At 45.2% G+C, this 22,874-nt stretch carries 18 protein-coding genes and 1 pseudogene; 15 read left to right on the top strand and 4 right to left on the bottom strand.

Going from position 1 to position 22,874, the window contains the following annotated elements:
- The first annotated feature begins 134 nt into the window (after window positions 1–134).
- From G5B12_RS14645 to G5B12_RS14635, 3 genes and pseudogenes are all read left to right on the top strand, one after another.
- The gene (locus tag G5B12_RS14645) at window positions 135–1,223 is read left to right on the top strand and encodes a hypothetical protein (RefSeq protein WP_021976050.1); all 1,089 of its coding nucleotides are present in this window, start codon (window positions 135–137) and stop codon (window positions 1,221–1,223) included.
- A 367-nt stretch (window positions 1,224–1,590) separates the two neighbouring features.
- Entirely contained in the window at window positions 1,591–1,932 is a 342-nt protein-coding gene (locus tag G5B12_RS14640; RefSeq protein ID WP_021976049.1) for a cupin domain-containing protein, read from the top strand.
- A gap of 141 nt (window positions 1,933–2,073) precedes the next feature.
- Window positions 2,074–3,228, top strand: a pseudogene (locus G5B12_RS14635) (FprA family A-type flavoprotein); the annotation flags it as partial.
- A gap of 296 nt (window positions 3,229–3,524) precedes the next feature.
- Here G5B12_RS14635 and G5B12_RS14630 read toward each other — a convergent pair.
- Together G5B12_RS14630 and G5B12_RS14625 are read right to left on the bottom strand one after the other, a co-directional pair.
- Window positions 3,525–5,360, bottom strand: a complete 1,836-nt coding sequence (locus G5B12_RS14630) for an amylosucrase (protein WP_174088648.1) — start codon at window positions 5,358–5,360, stop codon at window positions 3,525–3,527.
- Window positions 5,361–5,526: 166 nt separating this feature from the next.
- Window positions 5,527–6,555, bottom strand: coding sequence for a LacI family DNA-binding transcriptional regulator (locus G5B12_RS14625; protein WP_174088646.1), 1,029 nt, complete (start codon window positions 6,553–6,555; stop codon window positions 5,527–5,529).
- A 298-nt stretch (window positions 6,556–6,853) separates the two neighbouring features.
- On the opposite strand from G5B12_RS14625, the gene G5B12_RS14620 reads away from it, so the two are divergent.
- The 9 genes from G5B12_RS14620 (at window position 6,854) to queF (ending at window position 16,483) form a co-directional block, all read left to right on the top strand.
- Window positions 6,854–7,792, top strand: a complete 939-nt coding sequence (locus tag G5B12_RS14620) for an ABC transporter permease (RefSeq protein WP_015526649.1) — start codon at window positions 6,854–6,856, stop codon at window positions 7,790–7,792.
- Between the two features lie 11 nt (window positions 7,793–7,803).
- Window positions 7,804–8,700: a carbohydrate ABC transporter permease gene (locus G5B12_RS14615; protein ID WP_015526648.1), complete on the top strand. Its 897-nt coding sequence runs from the start codon at window positions 7,804–7,806 to the stop codon at window positions 8,698–8,700.
- A 70-nt stretch (window positions 8,701–8,770) separates the two neighbouring features.
- Window positions 8,771–10,402 carry an ABC transporter substrate-binding protein gene (locus G5B12_RS14610; RefSeq protein ID WP_442859965.1) on the top strand — a complete coding sequence of 544 codons (1,632 nt, stop codon included), beginning with the start codon at window positions 8,771–8,773 and terminating at the stop codon, window positions 10,400–10,402.
- A 52-nt stretch (window positions 10,403–10,454) separates the two neighbouring features.
- Window positions 10,455–11,978, top strand: coding sequence for a glycoside hydrolase family 32 protein (locus tag G5B12_RS14605; protein WP_174088644.1), 1,524 nt, complete (start codon window positions 10,455–10,457; stop codon window positions 11,976–11,978).
- Window positions 11,979–12,100: 122 nt separating this feature from the next.
- Window positions 12,101–13,756, top strand: coding sequence for a YecA family protein (locus G5B12_RS14600; protein ID WP_118170138.1), 1,656 nt, complete (start codon window positions 12,101–12,103; stop codon window positions 13,754–13,756).
- A gap of 338 nt (window positions 13,757–14,094) precedes the next feature.
- Window positions 14,095–14,544: a 6-carboxytetrahydropterin synthase QueD gene (queD, locus tag G5B12_RS14595; RefSeq protein WP_021976186.1), complete on the top strand. Its 450-nt coding sequence runs from the start codon at window positions 14,095–14,097 to the stop codon at window positions 14,542–14,544.
- Window positions 14,541–15,209 (top strand): putative 7-carboxy-7-deazaguanine synthase QueE, encoded by a 669-nt coding sequence (queE, locus tag G5B12_RS14590; protein WP_021976185.1) that lies wholly within the window; start codon window positions 14,541–14,543, stop codon window positions 15,207–15,209. The genes queD and queE overlap by 4 nt, the downstream gene beginning before the upstream one ends.
- A gap of 19 nt (window positions 15,210–15,228) precedes the next feature.
- Window positions 15,229–15,945, top strand: a complete 717-nt coding sequence (gene queC / locus G5B12_RS14585) for a 7-cyano-7-deazaguanine synthase QueC (RefSeq protein ID WP_256164017.1) — start codon at window positions 15,229–15,231, stop codon at window positions 15,943–15,945.
- A gap of 43 nt (window positions 15,946–15,988) precedes the next feature.
- The gene (gene queF, locus G5B12_RS14580; protein ID WP_015526640.1) at window positions 15,989–16,483 is read left to right on the top strand and encodes a preQ(1) synthase; all 495 of its coding nucleotides are present in this window, start codon (window positions 15,989–15,991) and stop codon (window positions 16,481–16,483) included.
- Between the two features lie 87 nt (window positions 16,484–16,570).
- Here the strand turns inward: queF and G5B12_RS14575 are convergent, their stop codons facing one another.
- Both G5B12_RS14575 and G5B12_RS14570 read right to left on the bottom strand, forming a co-directional pair.
- Window positions 16,571–17,650, bottom strand: coding sequence for an NAD(P)H-dependent flavin oxidoreductase (locus tag G5B12_RS14575; protein WP_118170140.1), 1,080 nt, complete (start codon window positions 17,648–17,650; stop codon window positions 16,571–16,573).
- 268 nt (window positions 17,651–17,918) lie between these two features.
- Window positions 17,919–18,338 carry a PPC domain-containing DNA-binding protein gene (locus G5B12_RS14570; RefSeq protein ID WP_174088643.1) on the bottom strand — a complete coding sequence of 140 codons (420 nt, stop codon included), beginning with the start codon at window positions 18,336–18,338 and terminating at the stop codon, window positions 17,919–17,921.
- Window positions 18,339–18,762: 424 nt separating this feature from the next.
- Between G5B12_RS14570 and G5B12_RS14565 the strand changes: the two genes are divergently transcribed.
- The 3 genes from G5B12_RS14565 to G5B12_RS14555 all read left to right on the top strand — a co-directional run bounded on the left by G5B12_RS14565 (window position 18,763) and on the right by G5B12_RS14555 (window position 22,214).
- Window positions 18,763–20,133: a putrescine aminotransferase gene (locus tag G5B12_RS14565; RefSeq protein WP_118063424.1), complete on the top strand. Its 1,371-nt coding sequence runs from the start codon at window positions 18,763–18,765 to the stop codon at window positions 20,131–20,133.
- Window positions 20,134–20,296: 163 nt separating this feature from the next.
- The gene (locus tag G5B12_RS14560; protein ID WP_021977944.1) at window positions 20,297–20,641 is read left to right on the top strand and encodes a P-II family nitrogen regulator; all 345 of its coding nucleotides are present in this window, start codon (window positions 20,297–20,299) and stop codon (window positions 20,639–20,641) included.
- Between the two features lie 166 nt (window positions 20,642–20,807).
- Window positions 20,808–22,214 carry an APC family permease gene (locus tag G5B12_RS14555; protein ID WP_174088641.1) on the top strand — a complete coding sequence of 469 codons (1,407 nt, stop codon included), beginning with the start codon at window positions 20,808–20,810 and terminating at the stop codon, window positions 22,212–22,214.
- The last annotated feature ends 660 nt before the right edge of the window (window positions 22,215–22,874 follow it).

Raw genomic sequence — 22,874 nt, 5'->3', positions numbered from 1 at the left:
TTGTAAAGAGGGGAAAACCGCGTAAAATAAATATTTTTCGGGCAGATTCTACTTGACATATCCGGTGGTTCATCATAAGCTGTTGAGAGATATGGAAAAATCGAAAAGTCTTTGAAAAAAGGGGAAAAATACACATGAATAACTGGGACAATGTACGTCTGGTACCGGAGTTTAATGAGCAGGGTGTTGCCTGCTATCGTCTTGATGGCGGAGATTATGTAAACGAGTATTATATCACTTCAGAGGCAGAGACAAGAAAGCTTCTGAACACACCGGAAGTGGTAGGATATGAGGTATATAACTGTCTGATCCCGTCTACCTGCCAGATGCTTTATTATCTGAAGGAGCAGAAGAAGGTTACCACTGCAAATATTCTTTCTATCTTAAGAGGGGCGCTGAATTATCCTCTTGAGGAAGCCTGTTATAAAGAGCATATCCGTGTTCATGATATCAGCTTTCTTTCCAGCGAGCGTGTTTTTGCGGAAGATGAGATGACAGGGCTTGAGATCAAGTACAGCAAACTGACCATGGTTCCGGACAGTACTCTGATGATCGGTGATATCATCGCAAGTGGTGAAACACTGATCCATTGTCTCCGTTATGTGACTGATTTTTACAGAGAACGTGGGACAAAACTTCGTAATATTATCATCTTTACTATTGGAGGAACCAGGGGAATCGATATTCTTGAGAACCTGACAAAAGAGATCCGCGAGTTCTGGCCGGAGTTTGAAGGATTTATCACGGTATTTTATGAAGGAATTTTTTCCACCTATCAGGATAAAGGCGTTTCCGGGATCAATCTTCCGGATGTCGATTTCTACTGGAAGGGTGGAATCGTTGCACCGGAATTTCGAAGAGAGACACTTTCCATGTGCAGCCCTCTTTTTGAAAAATGTATTATCTACGATGGCGGCGCAAGACGTTATGAGATCCATGAGCATGTAGAGGAAGTCCTGGAATTCTGGGAGGGAATCCTGGAGCGCGCGGACAAGATCGACTTCAAGGAGCTTCTGGATGAGAAACTTGGCTATCCGACACCGATTAGCTACGAAGACTGGCTGGCTCACAACCACTACCAGGAGATCCGCCCTGCCGACACCAAATGGCTCTATCGTCAGGAGCAGGGATATATTGAGAGTATGAAGAACATTACACTGAGGGAACTTGCCGAGCAGAGAATCGGGGAGTTTCGAAGTGCATTGAGGAAATACATTCTGTAACAGTTCAGAGAATAAGACGTATGTAAAGACAGACCGTAGCAAGCTTGCTTGTGTAGGGCTGCCTTTATTTACGTCTATGGGCGGGACGCCCATGAAGTCTGGGAGACGGAGCTGCGAAGCAGCGCAGAGAGAGCGAAGTGAACGGTTCCCAGACTTGCTCTGAACGTACGGAGGAGAAGAGTAGTGTGCGGAACAGACCGGAGCAAGCTTTAATGTAACGCATTCTTATAATCAGAAAATTGCACTGGGAATTGTGGCAGAAGCGAAAGCAGATTATTATGATATGTTTACAAAGTTGAAAACGGAAATAGAATCAAATTGGATTTAACGGCAAAAATAAGATAATCAAAGAAAAGGAGACGATAACATGCCATATATCAAAAACATCGAACACGAAAAAGTAGTAGATCTTGCAGGTGAAGTACAGTACATGCCGGGACAGGTGGTGAGCAAAACTCTGGCGCAGAATGAGGCGGTCAGTGTGACACTTTTTGCTTTTGAGAAAGGTGAGGAGATCGGAACTCATGATTCCAAAGGTGATGCCATGGTGACGGTTCTGGATGGTGTTGGAGAATTTACCGTAGGTGGTGTAAAACATGTCTGCAAAGCAGGCGAAGCTCTGGTAATGCCGGCAACCATTCCTCATGCAGTTTATGCGGTAGAGCGTTTTAAGATGCTTCTGACTGTTGTATTTCCAATCGAGAAATAAAACGGAATAATGAACTGGATAATTATGGATTGAACGTTGCTTTCAGTATGAACAATGGTATAATAAATGATAGCAATGAGACAGTATTTTCAGAAATATTGAAAATATAAAATACAGCAGACCAAGGAGGATCCTGTAACAATGAAAATTGGAAATGATATTTATTATGTAGGTGTAAATGACCATCAGGTAGACCTGTTTGAGGGACAGTACGTAGTACCAAACGGAATGTCCTATAACTCCTACGTGATCAAAGATGAGAAGATCGCAGTTATGGACACAGTAGATACCAACTTTACAGAAGAATGGCTGGGAAAAGTAGCAGAAGTTCTGGATGGCGCGAAACCGGATTATCTGGTAGTTCAGCATATGGAGCCGGACCACGCCGCAAATATTGAGAACTTTATGAAAGCATATCCGGATACAACCGTTGTTGCCAATACTAAAACTTTCACCATGATGGAGAACTTCTTCCGTGGAATGGACCTGGAAGGAAAGAAACATATCGTAGCCAACGGTGACAGCCTGACACTTGGAAAACATGTCCTTACTTTTGTATTTGCACCGATGGTTCACTGGCCGGAGGTTATGGTCACATATGACAGCACAGACAAAGTTCTGTTTTCCGCAGATGGATTCGGTAAATTCGGAGCCCTTGATGTGGAAGAAGACTGGGACTGCGAAGCACGCCGCTACTATATCGGAATCGTTGGAAAATACGGCCCGCAGGTACAGAAGCTTCTCAAAGCAGCTGCAACTCTGGATATTCAGACTATCTGCCCGCTTCATGGACCGATCCTTACCGAGAATCTTGGACACTACCTGGAGAAATACGATATCTGGTCTTCCTACAAGGTAGAGAGTGAAGGCGTAATGATTGCTTACACATCCGTATATGGCCATACAAAGAAAGCAGCAGAACTTCTTGCACAGAAACTGGAAGAAAAAGGCTGCCCGAAGGTTGTTGTCTGCGATCTTGCAAGAGAAGATATGGCAGAAGCAGTGGAGGACGCTTTCCGCTACGGCAAACTGGTACTGGCCAGCATTACATATAACGGAGAGGCTTTCCCGTTCATGAGAACATTCATCGAGAACCTGACAGAGCGTAATTACCAGAACCGTACCATCGGCCTCATCGAGAACGGAAGCTGGGCACCTACCGCAGCTAAAGTCATGAAAGGAATGTTCGAGAAGAGCAAAAACATTACATGGCTTGAGAATAATGTGAAGATTATGTCTTCTCTTAGTGATGAGAATGTAGCAGAGATCGATGCGATGGCAGAGGAACTCTGCAAGTAATTTCTGAATGCCAGGCATATGCAGAAGAAACTGAAGATATAACATAATAAAAAGACGTGAACCCGGATTGATAGGTCCTTTCATTTACTGAGTTGTTAATGAGAGAAATATATCAATCCATAAGGTTACGTCTTTTTTATTTACCGAGCAACAGGAAAAAAATATCTGTGCTTGTATAATTTTAGAAGATGCTACAATAGATTAAGCGGCTCGTGAAAAGGATATTTTCGTAGTTGCCGGCAGATCCTGAATTCTGACCTGAGATTAGAGAAAGGGTCATGCCACAGAATAAGTTACATTCTCTTACACCACATAAATCCATAAGCCGGAAGCACCACATCCTTAAGCTCCAGAGTCTGTCCGGTAATAAGATCACGGAAGGTTTCTTCTTCCTGCATCCATGCAGTTTTTTCACTGTCACTGAAGTTGAAAATTCCGATAAAACGTTCATTTCCCTTCTGGCGGAGGATGCAGAGAATGCTGTCATCATGAACATCGTATGTATACACATCGCAGTCTTTGTCAAAAACAGATTCCTGGCGGCGGATCTGCTCCATGCGACTCAGTGTCTGGAAGATCTGGCCCTCAACAGAAGTTTTTGATTTCCGTTTTTTCGCGAGATCCCACTGGAAAGCACCGCGGTGGATATAGCGGGAATCCGCTGCTTTATCCGGATCATCTTTATAGGAATAATCATTGAGACGGCCAACTTCATCGGAACTGTAAAGCATTGGGATTCCGGACTGAGTAAGCATATATGCGTGAAGCATCAGATCTTCACGGATACCTCTTTCCAGCTTCTCATCATTTTTTTCAAAAAGTGCAGCCTCGATTCCACACATGGAAGCAGTGGTTCCGCAGAAACGGGCATCCTGAGTTACCGGGTCATCGTTATAAAGCTCTCCGCGGCTGTCGCTTCCCGGATGTTTTCCTGTGAAGAAATCGTTGAGGTAACGCTTGTGGGCCGGCTCGTCCATGCCCCAGTCTTTCAGAGTGGCGAAATCCAGTCCCCAGCCAATGTCATCATGGCAGCGGAGATAATTCAGGAAAGTATACTGCTTCGGAAGGCTGTTCACAATATCCATCTGTTTTTTCAGAAGGCGGATATCACGGGTGGCAATGCTGTTCCAGGTTGTAGCCATTGTTGTTACATTGTAAAGCATATGGCATTCCGGTTTCTCCACGGTTCCAAAGTACGGAACAACTTTTTCCGGTTCCATAACAACCTCGCCCAGAAGAACAACACTCGGGCAGACGATCTCAGCGATCATACGCATCATACGGACGATGGTGTGAACCTGTTTCAGGTTACGGCAAGGAGTTCCCAGCTCTTTCCAGATATACGGAACCGCGTCAATACGGATCACATCCATTCCCTGGTTTGCAAGGAAGAGGAAGTTGTACATCATCTCATTGAAAACACGGGGATTTCCGTAGTTCAGATCCCACTGATAAGGATAAAAAGTAGTCATGACATAATGACCGATATCCGGAAGCCAGGTAAAGTTTCCGGGAGCAGTGGTAGGGAATACCTGCGGTACGGTCTTTTCGTATTCGTCCGGAATCTTGCGGTTGTTGTAAAAGAAGTAACGGCTCATATATTCTCCGTCACCCTGGCGTGCTTTTTTTGCCCACTCGTGATCTTCAGAAGTGTGGTTCATAACAAAATCCATACACAGGTTCATTCCGTTTTTGTGGCATTTGTCAGCAAGGGCGGAAAGATCTTCCATGGTACCAAGATCCGGGCGGACTTTGCGGAAATCCGCAACTGCGTAACCACCGTCGGAACGGCCTTTCGGGGTATCCAGGAAAGGCATCAGATGAAGACAGTTCACGTTGCATTCTTTCAGATATGGAAGTTTTGCGGAAACTCCTTTAATGTTGCCGGCAAAATTGTCAATATAGAGCATCATGCCAAGCATATCCTTCTGGCGGAACCAGTCCGGATTTTTTTCTCTTTCCAGGTCGCGGTTTTTGAGAGCGCGGCGGCGTGCTGTAAAATACTGGTACATCTGGTCGCAGAGCTCTGCAAACATATCGTCATTGTGATAAAGCTCTGTGTACAGCCATCGAAGCTCGTCGTGATGATGGTTTAAACGTTCCTGAAAAATTTCCTGATCTTTTTTCATGATTTCCTCCCTGAATAGAATAGATATTTATAGATGTCGGGAAACCTGTAAAATATTTCCCGGCGGTAATGGTTATCTGACATTTTTCCACAGAATTATAGCATGAAGTTTCCAGTACATGAATATACGGGTTGTTATGGAATATGGAAAAATGTTGTAAGTATTTTCAGTCTCCTGTTGTCTGCCGTCGTATCAGAACAGGAGTGATCTTTTTGTGGATCGGTTTTTGAAGCGGTGCCGGTTTTCTTTTCTTCATTTCGTTCATCTGTTCCACAAGCAGTTCCATGGTAGTCTGTGCGATCACATCAATCTGCTGTCCAATAGTAGTGATCGGGATGATGGACTCCGCAGCAATGGGTGAATTATCGAATCCGATGATCTGATATTCATCCGGCAGACAGTTGTATTTCTGGAAGATCAGATTGAGAAATATATTTGCGTAAGTATCATTGGATAAAAATATGCCTTTTTTCTGACCGGAATATTTACTGTCAATATCCTGAAAGATCACACGCATCTGTTCAAAAAGCTCCTGATAGGAATCACCGGAAACATTAAGGTTCAGTTCATAAGGAACATGATATTCCCGGCATGTTTCCTCAAAGGCACGGATACGGTCATAAGCTGGAATATTCTCAGGTACATGGACATTGATGTGGATTAGTACATCACACTGATTACGTATCAGCAGAGAAGTAGCCTGCATGCTGCCCATGTAATTGTCTGTTGTAACGCTGCATATATGTTCTGCTTCACGTTCAATGGCGATCACAGGAATATTATAGGAAGCCAGTTTTTCAGAGGAAAGAGTATGGCTGAGAACAATAAGTCCTTCAATCTTATAAGCCATCAGCTCGTCCAGATACTGCATTTCTTTCTCCGGGCCGCCATCACTGACAAAAACCAGATATTTGTAATGATAATCGGAGTAACTTCGAAGAAGCTGTGTCAGCATTTCGGAATAATAATGAAGATAAAGGTTCGGGACAATGATCCCTACAAATTCGCTTTTTCCATTGGCAAGAACCCTGGCAAGCTTGTTTTTTCTGTAGCCGAGCTCATCAAGGGCTTTTGCGATCTTTTCCTGATTTTCCAGGGTCAGAGAATCCGGATGATTGAAATATCTGGAGATCGTAGTCTTGGAAAAACCAGTGTATTCTGCAATATCGGCAAATGTTACCTGTTTTTTAGCCATAAAAAAATAGTCTCCTTTTAACAGCAGAAAGTTATGATACGGAATGCAGATGTGATCATATAAGAGAAATCTGCAGACCGTACAAGATAATTGGATTGATGTAATTAAGTATAACAATACAGACGTTAAATAGCAATAAAAAAAATAACCAGTTAAGTTACCGGTAACTTTTCTTGAATAAATTAACAAAAAAGGTTGACAGAAGCTATGTCATATAGTAGTATCAAATTATAAAGTAACCGGTTACTTTACCGGTTACTAAACAAGAACGAAAGAACAAAAACGGGAGGAAAAGAGAATGAAAAAAGGTTCTGCGAAAGCTGTTCCGGCAGGAAAAAGAACTGCTGCAGAAAAGCTTCAGTATGTGAAAAAGAACTGGCAGCTGTATGTGTTTTTTCTGCTGCCTGCACTTCTTCTGACGATCATCTTCAAATACGTGCCCATGGGTGGCGTACTGATCGCTTTTGAGGATTACAATGTCATTGATGGCGTATTTGGAAGCAAATGGGTAGGACTGGAATACTTCCGGAGATTTCTGGCATCACCGGATTTTATGAATTATCTTGTGAACACTTTGAAACTGAGTATTTACGGACTGCTGTGGGGATTTCCGATTCCGATCATCCTGGCACTTCTTCTGAATCAGATCCGGAGAGCCGGGATCAGGAAAAAAATTCAGCTTCTGATCTATGCGCCGAATTTTATTTCCGTTATCGTACTCTGTGGTATGGTTCGTATGTTTCTTTCACCGGTAGGTCCGCTGAATAAACTGATCGGTTCCGATGCCAACTGGATGACTATGCCGGCAGCATTTCGTACCATTTACATAGCCAGCGGAATCTGGCAGACAGCCGGATGGGCATCCATTATGTATACTGCAGCACTTGCCAATGCAAGTAAGGATCTGGAAGAGGCAGCAGTGGTGGATGGAGCAAATATCCTGCAGCAGATCTGGTATGTACAGCTTCCGGCTATTAAAAACATCATTGTGATCCAGTTTATCCTTCAGGCCGGAAATATTATGAGCATTGGTTTTGAAAAAGCATATGCACTGCAGACAGATATGAACCTTCCTGCATCTGAGATTCTTTCTACTTATGTATACAGAATCGGTCTTCTGAATGGAGACTATGGATATTCTACAGCAGTGGGGCTGTTTAATTCAGTGATCAATGTAATTCTTTTGATCTTTGTAAACTGGGTAGTCAAGAAACTGAATGACGGAGAGGGATTATAGGAGGTGCTGTTATGGCAAAAGCAAAGAAAAAGAAATATTCGGCATCTGACAAAGCCATTTTAGGAATCGGATACGTACTTCTGGGTGCATTTGTACTTTCCATTCTGGTTCCGCTTTTATATGTTGTGATCGCATCCTTTATGGATCCGAATGTGCTGAACAGCCAGGGGATCAGCTTTGATGTGCGGAAGTGGACGATCGATGCGTACCGCAGAGTTCTTGAAAATAATATGATCTGGAGAGGCTTTGCAAACTCATTTTTTTATTCCCTGGTGTTTACCATTATTTCAGTTCTGGTAACTCTGCTGGCAGCATATCCAATGTCCAAGAAAGAATTTGTGGGAAGAAATTTCTTCAATGTTATTTTTCTCATTACCATGTTCTTCGGTGGAGGAATGATCCCGACTTTTATCCTGATCAATCAGCTGCATCTGGTAAATACAATCTGGGCAATCCTGCTTCCGGGTGCGTTTAATGTCTGGAACATGATCCTTGCCAGAACCTATTATCAGTCTATCCCCAAGGAACTCAGAGAGGCATCTGCCATTGACGGTGCCACAGAAATCGAGCATTTTTTCAAGATTATGATGCCGGTATGCAAACCGATCATCGCAGTACTTGCACTGTGGTCCTTTGTAGGAATGTGGAACAGTTATTTTGACGCTATGATTTATTTGAATGATGCGAAACTGCAGCCATTGCAGCTGGTACTTCGTTCCATCCTTGTACAGAATACACCGCAGCCCGGAATGATCGCAGATATCCAGAGTACTGCACAGATGGCAAAGGTAGCGGAGCTTCTGAAATATGCTACGATCATTGTATCAAGTTTACCGCTTCTGATCATGTATCCATTCTTCCAGAAATATTTTGACCAGGGCATTATGGTTGGTTCTGTAAAAGGCTGATGACAGGAGGTTGATAATGATGAAAAAAAGAATGAAGGCATTATTGGCAATCGGGCTTTCTGCAATTATAATGGTATGCAGTGCCGGATGTGGAAACGGAAAAGAACACATGAAAGCAGAAACAGATCCGGATATCCCGGTGGAAGATGTGTCCTTTCCTCTGAAAGAAAAAGCAGAGCTGTCTTTTATTACCAGTGCACCTGCAACATCTACACAGGAACCTAATGAAAGAACGATCTTTGAAAGACTGGAAAAGCAGACCAATGTCCACATTGACTGGACCTGTTTTGTATCGGATCAGTTTGATGACAAAAAAAATCTGGCGCTGGCACAGTTCGGAAATCTTCCGGATGGACTTTTTAACGCAGGGATGAGTGATTATGATCTTCTTCGTTATGCCAAACAGGGAATCATTATTCCGGTAGAAAATCTGATTGATAAATACATGCCGAATCTTAAGGCTGTATTTGAAAAATACCCGGAATATAGAACAATGTGTACAGCACCGGACGGACATATTTATTCTTTCCCATGGATCGAGCAGCTTGGTGCGGGGAAAGAAGCCATTCAGGCAATTGGAGATATCCCCTACATTAATAAAAAATGGCTGGATTATCTGAAGCTGGACGTTCCGACCACAACTGAGGAACTGGAACAGGTTCTGATCGCTTTCCGCGACAATGCAGATAAACTGGAGCAAGAATTTGATATTGAGGGTGGTGTGATCCCGATGTCCTTTATCATCAATAATGGTGATCAGGATCCTGCAATTCTCATCAACGGATTCGGAGAAGGATATGGTGACACCGGTGATCATTTTGCAGTGAAAGATGATGGAACCGTTATTTATACAACTGTACAGGAAGGCTATAAAGAAGGTATCCAGTGGCTCCATCAGCTGGTAGAAGAAAAGCTGGTGGATCCGGAGGCTTTTACCCAGGAATGGTCAACTTATGTTGCAAAAGGTAAGAACCACAGATATGGTCTGTGTTTCACCTGGGATATTGCAAATATTGATAACAATGAAGATTATGTAATGCTCCCGGCGCTGGCCGGTCCGGATGGTCTTGTAAATATCACAAGACAGAATAACAGTGAAACCAGTGGCTTTGACAGAGGACGCTGCGTTCTGACTACAAGCTGTCGGAATACGGCACTGGCAGCAGCATGGATCGATCAGATGTATGCACCGATCCAGTCTCCGCAGAATAACTGGGGTACTTACGGGGAAAAAGATTCATTTAATATCTTTGAGATGTCCGAGAATGCAGAAGGTGGTCAGATGCTGAAACATATGGATCTGGGAGATGCATCTCCGGTAGAGGTTCGTGAAGCACAGTCTGTAAACGGACCGTTGGCAATACTTAACGAGTATTACGATGTATATGTAACAGAGCCGGCAGATGCAAAATGGCGTCTCGACAATATGCACGAAACATATCTTAAGGATATGAACAGTAAATATGTGTATCCGAATGTATTTATGAGTATTGATGATACCAATAAGGTATCTCAGTACGACACAGATATCAAGAAGTATGCGGAACAGAAAAAAGCAGACTGGATCCTGAATGGCGGCATCGATAAAGAATGGGATTCCTATCTGAAAAAGATGGAGCAGTATGGACTGTCTGATTATCTGGCAATCAAACAGAAATATTTTGACCAGTATCAGAAGTCTCTTAGTGAGACAGAGAAATAAAAACAGAAAAAGATACCGGTCAGAAACATAAAAAAGAAAGAGAGAGCAGAGTATGAGTGAAAAACTTGAAAAAGCACGTCTTTATGAAATAGAGGAAGCAAAAAATATCCCGCAGGAAGAGAAACCGGCCTTTCATGTATCTGCACCGGTTGGCTGGATCAATGATCCCAATGGATTTTCTGTTTTTAAAGGAAAGGTACATCTTTTTTACCAGTATCATCCTTACAGCCGTGACTGGGGCCCTATGCACTGGGGCCACAGTGTGACGGAGGATATGATCAGATGGGAGCAGCTTCCTGCAGCGCTTGCACCGGATCAGGAATATGATCGAGAGGGATGCTTTTCCGGAAGTGCTATTGAAGCGGATGGAAAACAGGCTTTGATCTACACAGGAGTTACAACAGAAAAGCTGCCTGATGGAAAAGAAGAAGTCCGGCAGAATCAGTGCCTTGCCTGGGGTGACGGAAAAGATTATGTAAAGGCAGAGAAAAATCCGATAGTCACCGGGGATATGCTTCCGGAGAAATGCAGCAGAGTTGATTTCCGCGATCCGAAGATATGGGAAGATAACGGAATATACTATATGCTCGTAGGATGCCGCAGCGAAGAAATTCCTGGACAGGTAGTTCTGTTTTCCAGTAAAGATTTGAAAGAATGGAAATTTGAAACAATTCTTGCGGAGAACTCCACAGGAGAAATCGGTGTTATGTGGGAATGCCCCGATTTCTTTCCGCTCGGGGATAAACATGTGCTGATCTGTTCTCCGCAGCATATGCGTGCAAAAGGGTATGAGTTTCATAATGGACATAATTCCCTGTATTTTACGGGAGATTATGACAGCGAAAAACATACATTTGAAAAAGACGCACCGGTAAGTCTGGACTACGGACTTGATTTTTATGCGCCGCAGACAACCCTTCTTCCAGATGGAAGAAGAGTGATGATCGCCTGGATGAAATCCTGGGATAGCTGTGTGATCAAGGAAAAGCAGAGATGGCAGGGAATGATGACTCTTCCGAGAGAGCTGGAATATCGTGACGGAAAGATCTGGCAGAAGCCGGTCCGAGAAATTGAGAATTATCGGAAAAACCGTTGCTGTTATGAGAATGTAAAAGTGGGTGAGAGCTTAAGCCTTGAAGGCGTCCGTGGCCGAATGATCGATCTGACTGTGGAACTGCAGAACGCAGATGGCATCATGGATGAAAGCAGGAACTCCGGAAATCCAAATCAGGAAGCATTGGATGTGTACAATGAGTTCCGGATCGAGCTTGCACGCAATGAAGAATATACAACGGTCTTTACCTATGATCGAAAAAGACAGATACTGGAAATCGACAGAACCTGGAGCGGGGTGCAGCGTGATGTTGTATGTACAAGAAAGCTCCAGATCACAGATGACAGACAAAATCTGAAGCTGCGTTTTATCCTGGATCGAAGCTCCATAGAGCTTTTTATCAATGATGGAAGCAAAACTGCGACTACCGTGATCCCAACACCAGTGGAAGCAGATGAGATCCTGTTTCACAGTGACGGAAATGCTGTGATCCAGGTTGAGAAATATGATATTGTGTTGTAGAAGCCTCTCAAATATTGACAATTTCTCTATTTTTGTATAACATAGGGGAAGTTGCTTACGCCGGATCAAGAGTTATTCGTATCTCCTGATCCGGCATATATTTACAGGAGAGGAACACAGGAATGTTTTATCAGTTAAAAATCACAAGAAAAGGAACGAAACCGCCGGTATGGAGACGCTGTACTGTTGCGGCTGACGTTACATTTGCAAATATGGCAGCCATGCTTGAAAAACTGGTTCAGTATCCGGCAGGCAGCCTATATGAGATTGAATTTTTTCAGAAAAAAGTACAGATCCGTGAGAACGGTGACGGAGAAGTGAAGAATAATTTCACATTATTAAATGCAGGCGAGACAGAGACTGCAGAGCTTATGGATTCTGAGAAATGGTTTACCTTCCGTCAGTATGGTGCGGATAAGGAAGCTCCGGAATACAGAGTTGATATTGAGAAGAAAGACGAGGGAACAGCAGAAGCTCCTTCTATTGTAAAAGAAGTAAAGGGTGAGGATGATCCGTACTGGACAGAGGCACCAGAGCTGGGATGCACTGCAGCAGTTGAAACTGAGGTGGAAACAGCCAAAGCATCTGAAGACATTGCTGCAACAGTAGCGGCAGTAGAGGCAGCAGCCAGAGCTGCAAAAGCAGATGAGGCAGCCACAGGTAGCAGAAGAAATCCTACAGTAAAAGATTTCCTCATGTCCTATCGTAAAGAAGACCTTCTCAGCATTGCAGGTGAGCTTGGACTTCACTGCAAGGGAATGGATCAGGAAGAGATCGCCGCAAAGGTTGCCGCAGAGGTTCTTAAACCGGAGGTTATGAAAGCAAGCTTCCTCGTAGCAGACGATCAGGAGGTACTGGCTTTTGAGGCGGCTATTCAGAGAAAATGCTTCCATGTTACAGAGGATGAGTGGAATACATTAGAATGGCTGAACGATATGGGCTACCTTGTTTCCTACAGTGATGATTACGCAGAAGTTCCGGCAGAGGTTGCAGCTGTTTACGATCAGATCAATACACCGGAGTTCCAGACACTTCGCAGCCAAGTAAACTGGCTGAAGGATTGCCTTATTATGGTAAGCTATCTGTATGTATCTGCACCGGCAAAGACCGTATATGAGATGTTTAAGCAGAGAAAAGGTTTTGACATCGGATATGACAGCTTCATCGAGCTGTATCATACCATTCCGGAGAAGGCCTGTATCTGTGAGCTTGCGGAGGATCAGCTGATTCTGAAATCCGCACTGGTCAATAACATTTACAAGGATATCGAGAGACGTCAGGGTGGACGGAAATTCTATATTCCGTCTGTAGATGAGATCCTGGATTATTCCGAAAACGGGTATCCAACAAAATCTGCTTCTTACCAGAGACTGGGCAGATTCCTGCTGGATGAGATAAAGGTTTCCGATGCAGTGAAGGATCAGGTACTGTTCTTTATTTACAAAGAATGCTCCATGGATGGCAGAATGTCAGCGATCATGGAAAACCTGAACCAGAAGGGGATCCAGTTTAACGATGAGCAGCTTGAGAAATTTACAAAGCTGATCATGGAGGCAAACAATAACACAAGAATGCTGGAATTCCGCGGTTACACACCGAATGAGATCTCAGGAGCAGTATGGCCGTTTGCCACAGGCAAGCCGCACACTGCAATGCCGAACAGCTTTGTGCCGACAGCAATGCCGATGCAGCCGGCATCTGCAAGAAAAATCTATCCCAACGATCCGTGTCCGTGCGGAAGCGGTAAGAAATATAAGAAGTGCTGCGGAAGAAGATAATTCTGCAGAAAATTTACCGTAATTCCGGAGCTGAAAGTTCCCATAGATCGTTGCGGAGCGACTGCGCTCATGAGTGAGCAGCGAACGCGGATGATCTGGTCCGATTTATCGTTTGATGCAGTATCTCCGGAAATACCATACAAATTAATATAAGACAGTTCGTTTGTACCATCCTGTCTATAAATAAAACCAGGGCTGAAGAAGATGTGAGAATCAGGGCAGACTCGTGGCGGGTCTGCCCTTTTTTTACTTTAACTGGATCAAGGCCGGGAATCCCGGTTTTTTTTATTTATGGAAATATTCGGGTGGTGTGACAGATCCAGAAGGAGGAAAAATTTATGTATCAGTTAAAAACAGAAGCAGATTTCGATTCGGCACACTTTCTGTCCGGTTACACCGGCAAATGTTCCAACATCCATGGTCATCGCTGGCATGTGGAGATTGAGATCGAAAGCCGGAAGCTGGAGAAAAACGGTCAGGGGCGAGGGATGCTGGTAGACTTCGGAGATCTGAAAAAGGATCTTCGGGAGCTGGCAGATTCCATGGATCACACGCTGATCTATGAAGAAAATACATTACGTCCGAAAACGCTGGAAGCACTGGATGAGGAAGGCTTTCATCTGGTGAAGGTTCCCTTTCGCCCTACAGCAGAGAATTTTTCAGAATATTTTTTCAGGAAAATGGAAGAAAAGGGCTATCCTGTAAAAAGAGCTGTTGTTTACGAAACACCAAATAACTGTGCAGCTTACCGGGAAACGGAAGAAGAAACGGAGGCGGTATGGCTATGAGTACCTATCAGGTTGTAGAGAAATTTGTCAGCATCAACGGAGAGGGCAGACGGGCAGGAGAGCTTGCCGCTTTTATCCGGTTTAAGGGCTGCAATCTTCAGTGCAGCTATTGTGATACCAGCTGGGCAAATGAGCCGGGATGTGAGAGTGAAAGGCTGACAGAAGAAGAGATCCTTTCCTGGATCCGTGAAACAGGCGTAAAAAATGTGACACTTACAGGCGGGGAACCACTTTTACGGAAAGGCATGGAGGAGCTGATCGAGGCAATCCTGGAGGATCCATTCCGGCGGGTGGAGATTGAGACCAATGGAAGCGTAGATCTGAAGCCTTATCATATATTAAAAAAACGTCCGTCCTTTACCATGGATTATAAAGCACCGGACAGCGGCATGGAAAAAGAGATGCTCCTTTCCAATCTGGAGCTTCTGGGCAGTGAGGATACGCTGAAATTCGTGGTCAGCAGCCGCAGAGATATGGAAAAAGCTCTGGAAATCCTGGAAAAGTACAGGCTGGTCGGAAAAACGGCAGTTTATTTCAGCCCTGTTTTCGGCAGGATCCAGCCGGTGGAGATCGTGGATTTCCTTATGGAAAAAAAGCTCAACGATGTAAAGCTTCAGATCCAGCTTCATAAGGTGATCTGGGACCCGCAGAAACGGGGAGTATGACAGGAAAACCTATCACAATATAACAAGAAATACCGCAGAAAAGGAGAACGCTATGAAAGCACTTGTACTTGCAAGCGGCGGTGTGGATTCCACCACCTGCCTGGGGCTTGCCGTAAACAAATATGGAAAAGAGAATGTAATTGCATTAACAGTAGCTTACGGACAGAAGCACACAAAAGAAATCGAGGCTGCCAGAAAAACAGCAGAATATTACGGAGTGGAGCATCTTTATCTGGATCTGGAGCCGATCTTCCGGTACAGTGACTGCTCGCTGCTGAAGCATTCAGACAGAGAGATCCCGCACGAAAGCTATGCAGAGCAGCTGAAGGAAACCGATGGCTCACCGGTTTCAACCTATGTGCCGTTCCGGAACGGATTATTTCTTTCCTCGGCAGCAAGTATTGCGCTGTCAAAAAACTGCAGTGTGATCTATTACGGAGCACATGCGGATGATGCAGCCGGAAATGCATATCCGGACTGCAGCAGTGCGTTTCACAATGCGATCAACGAGGCGATCTATCAGGGAAGCGGCGGCCAGCTGAAGGTTGAGGCGCCTTTTGTCAGCTGCACAAAGGCAGAGGTCGTAAAAACCGGCCTGGAGCTGAATGTTCCTTATGAACTGACCTGGAGCTGTTACGAAGGCGGCGAAAAGCCCTGCGGTGTGTGTGGAACCTGTATTGACAGAGCAGAGGCATTCCGGCTCAATGGAGTGAAGGATCCGGCACTTGACAGATAGATCGGATCATAAATATCCGTTTGACCATAGAAAGGAAAAAAATATGAGCAGAGAAAACCTGGAAAAAGAAGGGATCACCCTTCTCGGAAATCAGAAAGTAAAATATCCGGACAATTATGCTCCGGAGGTACTGGAAACATTTTTGAACAAGCACCCGGACAACGATTACTTTGTAAAATTTAACTGCCCGGAATTTACAAGCCTTTGTCCCATTACCGGACAGCCGGATTTCGCGACGATCACGATATCCTACGTACCCGGTGAAAAAATGGTGGAGAGCAAATCTCTGAAGCTGTATCTTTTCAGCTTCCGCAATCACGGAGATTTTCATGAGGATTGCGTGAACATCATTATGAAGGATCTGATCCGTCTCATGGATCCGAAATACATTGAGGTCTGGGGAAAATTTACGCCGAGAGGCGGCATTTCCATTGATCCATACTGCAATTACGGAAAAGCCGGAACCAGATGGGAGGAGATTGCCTGGAAACGTCTGACAGAGCATGACATGTACCCGGAAAAGATCGATAACCGGTAGAAAAACTAAAAGTCCCTGTTTTCACTGCGAAAAGCAATGAAAGCAGGGGCTTTTTGTTTAGGTGCGCCTAGCGGCGCAGGTTTATCTTTATGACAGCCGGATGCACTCCGATTCTGTGTCAAACAGATCAGCGATCACATCGTGCACGGTTTCGATCTTATCTGCCATATAGGCCTTTGCTCCGCAGAACAGCAGGCCGTTTTCCACGTCGCCCTTTACGGCGGCGATCAGCTTGTCTGTAATGCAGTAAGGGATCTCGCCGGGGGAACATTTGGCAAGGCAGCGGTGGCAGGGACTGTGCGGGATCTTTTCTCCGGCCATGACGTGCTGCATGAAGGGATTCATAATGGCACGTCCCGGCATACCTACCGGACTTTTTACAATGGCAATGTCGTCCTTTGCGGCGTGGATCAGGGATTCTTTCAGCCGGATGTCTGCGTCACATTCTTCCGTTGGGATAAAACGGGTGGCGACCTGAACGCCGTCCACACCAAGATCAAGGACATGCTTTACATCCTCGTGCGTGGCGATGCCGCCGGCAGCTACTACAGGGATTTCCGTGCCGAATTTTGCGGCATAGCTTTTTACAGTCTGGACGATCTTTCGGATCTCATTGTCGTAGGCTTCCGGTGTATAGGAATCCAGCTCTTCCTTGTGGAAGCCCAGATGACCGCCTGCCTGGGGACCTTCGATCACCACAAGGTCTGCAGTGCGCTTGTACTTTCTTTCCCAGTATTTCAGGATAACCTTTGCAGATTTGTCCGTTGAGACGATGGGGGCAATCTTTGTTTTGCTTCCGCTGACAAGAGCAGGGAGCTCTGTAGGAAGTCCTGCACCGGAGATGATCAGGTCAGCGCCGGCATGGACAGCGGCTTTTACATGAGATGCGTACTCCTTCAGTGCAACCATGATGTTGTAGCCGATGATACCGTCAGGAGAAATCCTGCGTGCTTTTTTCATCTCGGACAGGATAGCCCGCTGGTTGGCTTCTTCGGTATTCCGGTCGAAATCCTTTTCCCGGTAGCCGATCTGAGCGGTGGAAATGATTCCGATCCCGCCTTCCTTTGCAACGGTGCCTGCCAGACGGCCAAGGCTGATGCCAACGCCCATTCCACCCTGGATCAGGGGAAATCTTGTAAGTTTATCACCGATTTTAAAATTCTTCATAATGATCAGATCCTCACATTCATTTGCGTTCTTTAAATGATTTTAATATAAAATAGTTTTATCATCAAAGTATATCATAACAGGGAAATTTGTCAATGTATATGTAGGAAGGTTGAATCAGGGAGATGTGATGATTTGTCGGTATAGCTTTTCGGAATAAGAAAAGGGTGAGCTGACAGCATTATGCTGAGTAGTTTCACCCTTTTTATGTGTGATGAAATTTTAAACTGTAAAGCAGTAGACAGTGGTCGAAATCCCTCTGACAAAATCAGAACTTAAACAGATTCAGTCCGATATCCTCGCTGAACTCACGACCGATCTCTCCGTCGATCACCTGGATCTGGATCTCGGCGGTAGCACTGATGATGGCACGGTTCAGATGACCGCCGTGTACAAGGCCTTCTTCGTCACCGGCTGCGATGTGGAGATGAAGATAAACTTCGCCGTCTTTACGGGTAACGGTACCGGTAAGAGAAACAATCTCATAAGCTCCCTGAAACTGAATAGAGTGGTATTCCTTTGTTACGGTGTTGTATACGCCAGCAGTGAAATCATTGATGGCGCCAAGGCCTGTGACCTGTGCAAGGCGGATGTTCTCTTTCTCTGCAACCTTGCCGATCTCATCCAGGATCTCTTCCTTCGGATCAAGTCGAAGATAGATCGTGTTTCCAAAATGTCTGTATTCCATGATAAAAAACCTCCCTGTAAATTTTTTGATTTTCCTATTGTCTGAGTATGATTCCAGTATAATACATTCCTGTTTTTATTCAATAGTTACATTGATCAGATTACAGCACTTCCGGAAATTACTGCATCATGCCCTGTCCAATTTTTTCGTAGAGTATATTGCAGATAATTTCGAGAAAAACTGAGAAGAGACATACTTGAAAATAAGTATATCTACCAGAAACTAATCATAAACAGCCAGAAATTAAGAATTGTACACATTGGCTGACCGGGGTACAATATAAGCAATTCAAAAAACAATTAAACGAAATGCAAAGGCGCATTTGTTGTAGAAATACAGCGAATGCGCCTGTTTTTTTACCTGAATGAACGCAGGATGCAGATGCAGATCGCGGGATGATTTTCAGAAAGAGAGGGCATGTATTATGGCAAAGAGTGAACAGGTAATCAAAGATCTTGACAGAGTGATCGGACTGATCAATACAGATATGAAAGATATTCCTGCTGAGGAGAAAAAACAGATGGTGGCAGATACCATCGATCATTTTGACAACTACGTAAGCCCGGGCTGGCTGAAATACCGTAAATCCGTTTCTTCTGACTCTGAGCAGGGTGCGGTTCTTGAGTGGCAGGATGAAGGTGCTTACTGCTACGGATTAAATGGAGAAAAATTCATCGACTGTCTTGGTGGATTTGGTATTTATACCTGTGGCCACAGAAATCCGGAGATCCTGAAAACTGTTAAAGCACAGTTGGATCATCAGGCACTTCATTCACAGGAGCTTCTTGATCCGCTTCGTGGATATCTGGCAAAAGCTCTTGCAGATATCACTCCTGGTGATCTGCAGTACTGTTTTTTCACAAATGGTGGTGCGGAGGCTGTTGAGATGGCTCTGAAGCTTGCACGTATCGCAACTGGCGGAAGATGGTTCATCTCCACAGTCGGCGCTTTCCATGGAAAGAGTATGGGTGCTATCTCCATGGGTGGTAAGAGTACATACCGTACTCCTTATATCCCAATGGTACAGCAGGTACAGCACGTACAGTACGGTGTTGCAGATGATGTAAGAAAAGCGATCAAGAACCTTCAGGCTGTTGGTGAGAAGGTTGCCGGTGTGATCCTTGAGCCGATTCAGGGTGAAGCTGGTGTTATCGTTCCTCCGGCAGGATACCTTCAGGAGGTTCGAGAGATCTGCGATGAGACAGGCGTAGCACTGATCTTTGACGAGATCCAGACTGGTATGGGCCGTACCGGTACAATGTGGAGATGTGAAGCAGAGGGTGTTACACCGGATATCATGACCTATGGTAAAGCTTTCGGCGGTGGTATCATGCCGATCACTGGTATCATCTGCAAACCGAAGATGTGGGTTCAGGATCTGATCGACAACCCATGGCTGCTTGGCTCCCCGACATTCGGAGGAAACCCGGTATGCTGTGCGGCAGCTATCGCAACGATCAAATATATGCTTGAAAATGATATCCCGGGTGTCTGCAAACGGAAAGGTGAGATCCTGAAAGCTGGACTTCAGAGTCTTGCGGAAAAATATCCGGAGATCATTCAGGAGGTTCGTGGTACAGGTCTTATGCTTGCCGTTGAGTTCCATACCTGCGAACTTGGCTATGAGACTGCAAAAGGTCTGTTTGCAAGACGTGTCATGACAGCCGGTACTCTTGTTAATGCAAAAACAATCCGTTTCGAGCCTACAGCTGTTATTTCCGAGCAGGATATCAAGGACGTTATCTCCAGAATGGATGAGGCTCTTGCCGATACAAAGAAAGCACTTAATGTATAAAAGACAGAGGGATTTTTTACTGAATTAAGTAAGTCCCCTGCGGGATTGTGAAGGCAATAAGCAGTGGGCAGAGATTTGCCAGAATGTTTCTGTACGGGAAGGCATCGGTTTAACTGAGATGATGCCTTTTCGGAGATTTTTCCGAAAGGGATGATATTATAAGATGAGTTTATGCAGAATTGAAGTTATCACAAGCCTTGCGAAATTTTCCAGCCTGAAGTCTGCGCTCAGCAAAGCCGGTGTCAGGGGTATGACGGTTATGCAGGTGCTTGGCTGTGGCGTGGAAAAAGGTACCCGTGAGTACGAAGTGGATGAAAACTATGAGATGGAGCTTCTTCCGAAGCAGCAGATCAGTGTTGTGGTAAAAAAGGAGCAGGTGGATAAGATCGTGGATGTGATCAAACACGAGCTTTATACCGGTCATATCGGTGATGGTAAGATTTTTATCTATGATATCGACAATGTGATCCGCGTGCGTACTGGTGATGAAGGGGCAGATGCTTTATAGATGATGGATTGCGGATCATGGAATGATGGTCTGTATTATAGAGCAGGCGAGGGTGTCCGCGGATAAAGCGGAACCTCGCCTGTTTTTGTGTTGGATATTTTTTATGACTTATATTTGGTTTGCATAATGCAAATGTCCATTTCATTATGGGGAGGTGCCTGGGATTATGAGTGAAGATAAGAAATTAGGATTGGGGAGTGTTGTATCTATATCAGTAGGGCTGGTCATTGCTACAAGCTGTCTGGTTTCTCTTGGACAGGGTGCAGGTACAGTTGGCGTTGTGTTCATTTTTTCTATGATTATTGCCTGCCTTTTGAATATGACTACTGTGGCTTCACTTTCCGAGCTGAATGCGATTATGCCGAATACGACGGGTGGTCTGGCACAGTATACTCTGGCGTGCCTTGGGCCTTTTCCTACATTGATCTCCATGGTTGGTGGGTATCTGCTCTGTAATATTCTGTCATCTGGTGTGGAGGCTTCGATTTTTTCCTATGCGATGGCGCAGACGATCAAGCTACCGATTCCCAGCATTGCGTATACGTTGGTAATGACGATCGTGATCATGATCGCGAACCTTCGTGGCGTGGATATGTTTGCCAAGATCCAGGATCTGGTTGCGTTTCTTTTGGTTGGTTCTATGATCATTATGGGACTGATCGGTATGTTTAAGCTGGGTACGGGACAGGTGGTTTCTCAGCCGTATGCTATGGCTACGAAGCCTTCGGAGCTGTTTTCTGCTACGGCTACAGCATTCTGGCTGTTTATCGGGGCGGAGTATGTGATTCCGGTTTCCAAGAGTGTTAAGAATGCGAAGAGGAATGTTCCTCTTGGTATGATCATTGGTCTTGCGCTGATCTGTGGTGTGCAGTCGATTATGGTGTTTGGGTTTCATAATTATACTCCATGGCAGGAGCTGATGGATTCTCCTGCGCCGCATCTGCTTTATGGGGAAAATCTTCTTGGCAGTGTGGGTAAGATCTGGATGACTCTGGTGGCTGCTCTTGCGGTTGTGAGTACGCAGAATTCTACGGTGAATGGGCTGGCGAGTATTTGCCAGGGTATGGCGAAGATGAATATGATGCCGAGGATTTTTGCGAAGACGAATAAGCATGGGGTTCCGTGGTTTGGGGTTGTGTTTGTCAGTGTGACGATTTTTGTTTTTGCGTTGATCAGTAATAATTCTTCTTCTGTTATTTCGTTTTTGATTCTGGTGGGTTCGGTGTTCTGGATGATTTCTTATGTACTGGCGCATGTGGATGTGCTGATCCTCCGGAAGAGGATGCCGAAGGTGCCGAGGAGTTTCAAGGTTCCTTTTGGACCGGTGTTTCCGGTTATTGGTATTGTGGGGACTTGTTATATGATCTTGAATATTTCTTCGGATCCTGTGGAGAGGAATATGATCTGGCTGGTTGTTTTGATTGCTTTTCTGGTCCTGGTGGTTTATTCGTTCTGGTGGATTAAGACCAGGATGAAGATGCCGGTGTTTAAGAGTGTGCCGATTCAGAAGGTTATGGCCATGGAGAATGAGTTGTTTTATACGATCCGGAAACGTCGGGGGATCTGGAGGTGATATTTATGAGGACGCTGCCTGTTGGGTGGCGTTCTTTTTTTGTAGAGGGATGCCAGGAGGGAGAGGATATCGGTCTGGGCAGGGACTCCCGGGGATACAACTAGGGTCCGTGAGGGTGGAGAGAAAGAGGGCGCCAGAGGGAGAGGATATCGGCCCGGGCAAGGACTCCGTCGGGGGATACAACTAAGATTCCGTGAGATGGCTAAAAGCATTGCGGCAGGGCCAGAACTCGCCGTTGGCTCAAACAGCTGACCCTGCCGCAATAACGCCCTCTCCCGCAACCTAAGTTGTATCACCCCTCCTCCGCAACAGCCCGAACCGATATCCTCTCCCTCTGGCTGACACTTCCAGCCGGTAGGAAAAAAGATAAAACCCGAAAAGGGACGGAAGCGGACGCGGGGCGTCCTGTCCTGGAATTGTCGAAGTGTAGCTGTATCAGTACAGCGTTCCACTATAAATACAGAAGAATCTAGGGATCAGATCGGCACAGCGTCTCACTATAAATACAGAAGAATCCAGGAACCAGATCGGCACAGCGTTCCACTCTGAATACCGCAGCATACAGACAAAAGTCAATACCGCACCACATACAACAACGAAGAATTCTTTCCGTGCCCAACGGGGTGGGAGCGCGAGGGAGGGCGTTCGGGCTTCGGAACT

This window comes from Blautia sp. MSK.20.85, from assembly GCF_013317245.1.
Classification (GTDB): Bacteria; Bacillota; Clostridia; order Lachnospirales; family Lachnospiraceae; genus Blautia_A.
This window is presented reverse-complemented; position numbering and strand designations above follow the sequence as displayed.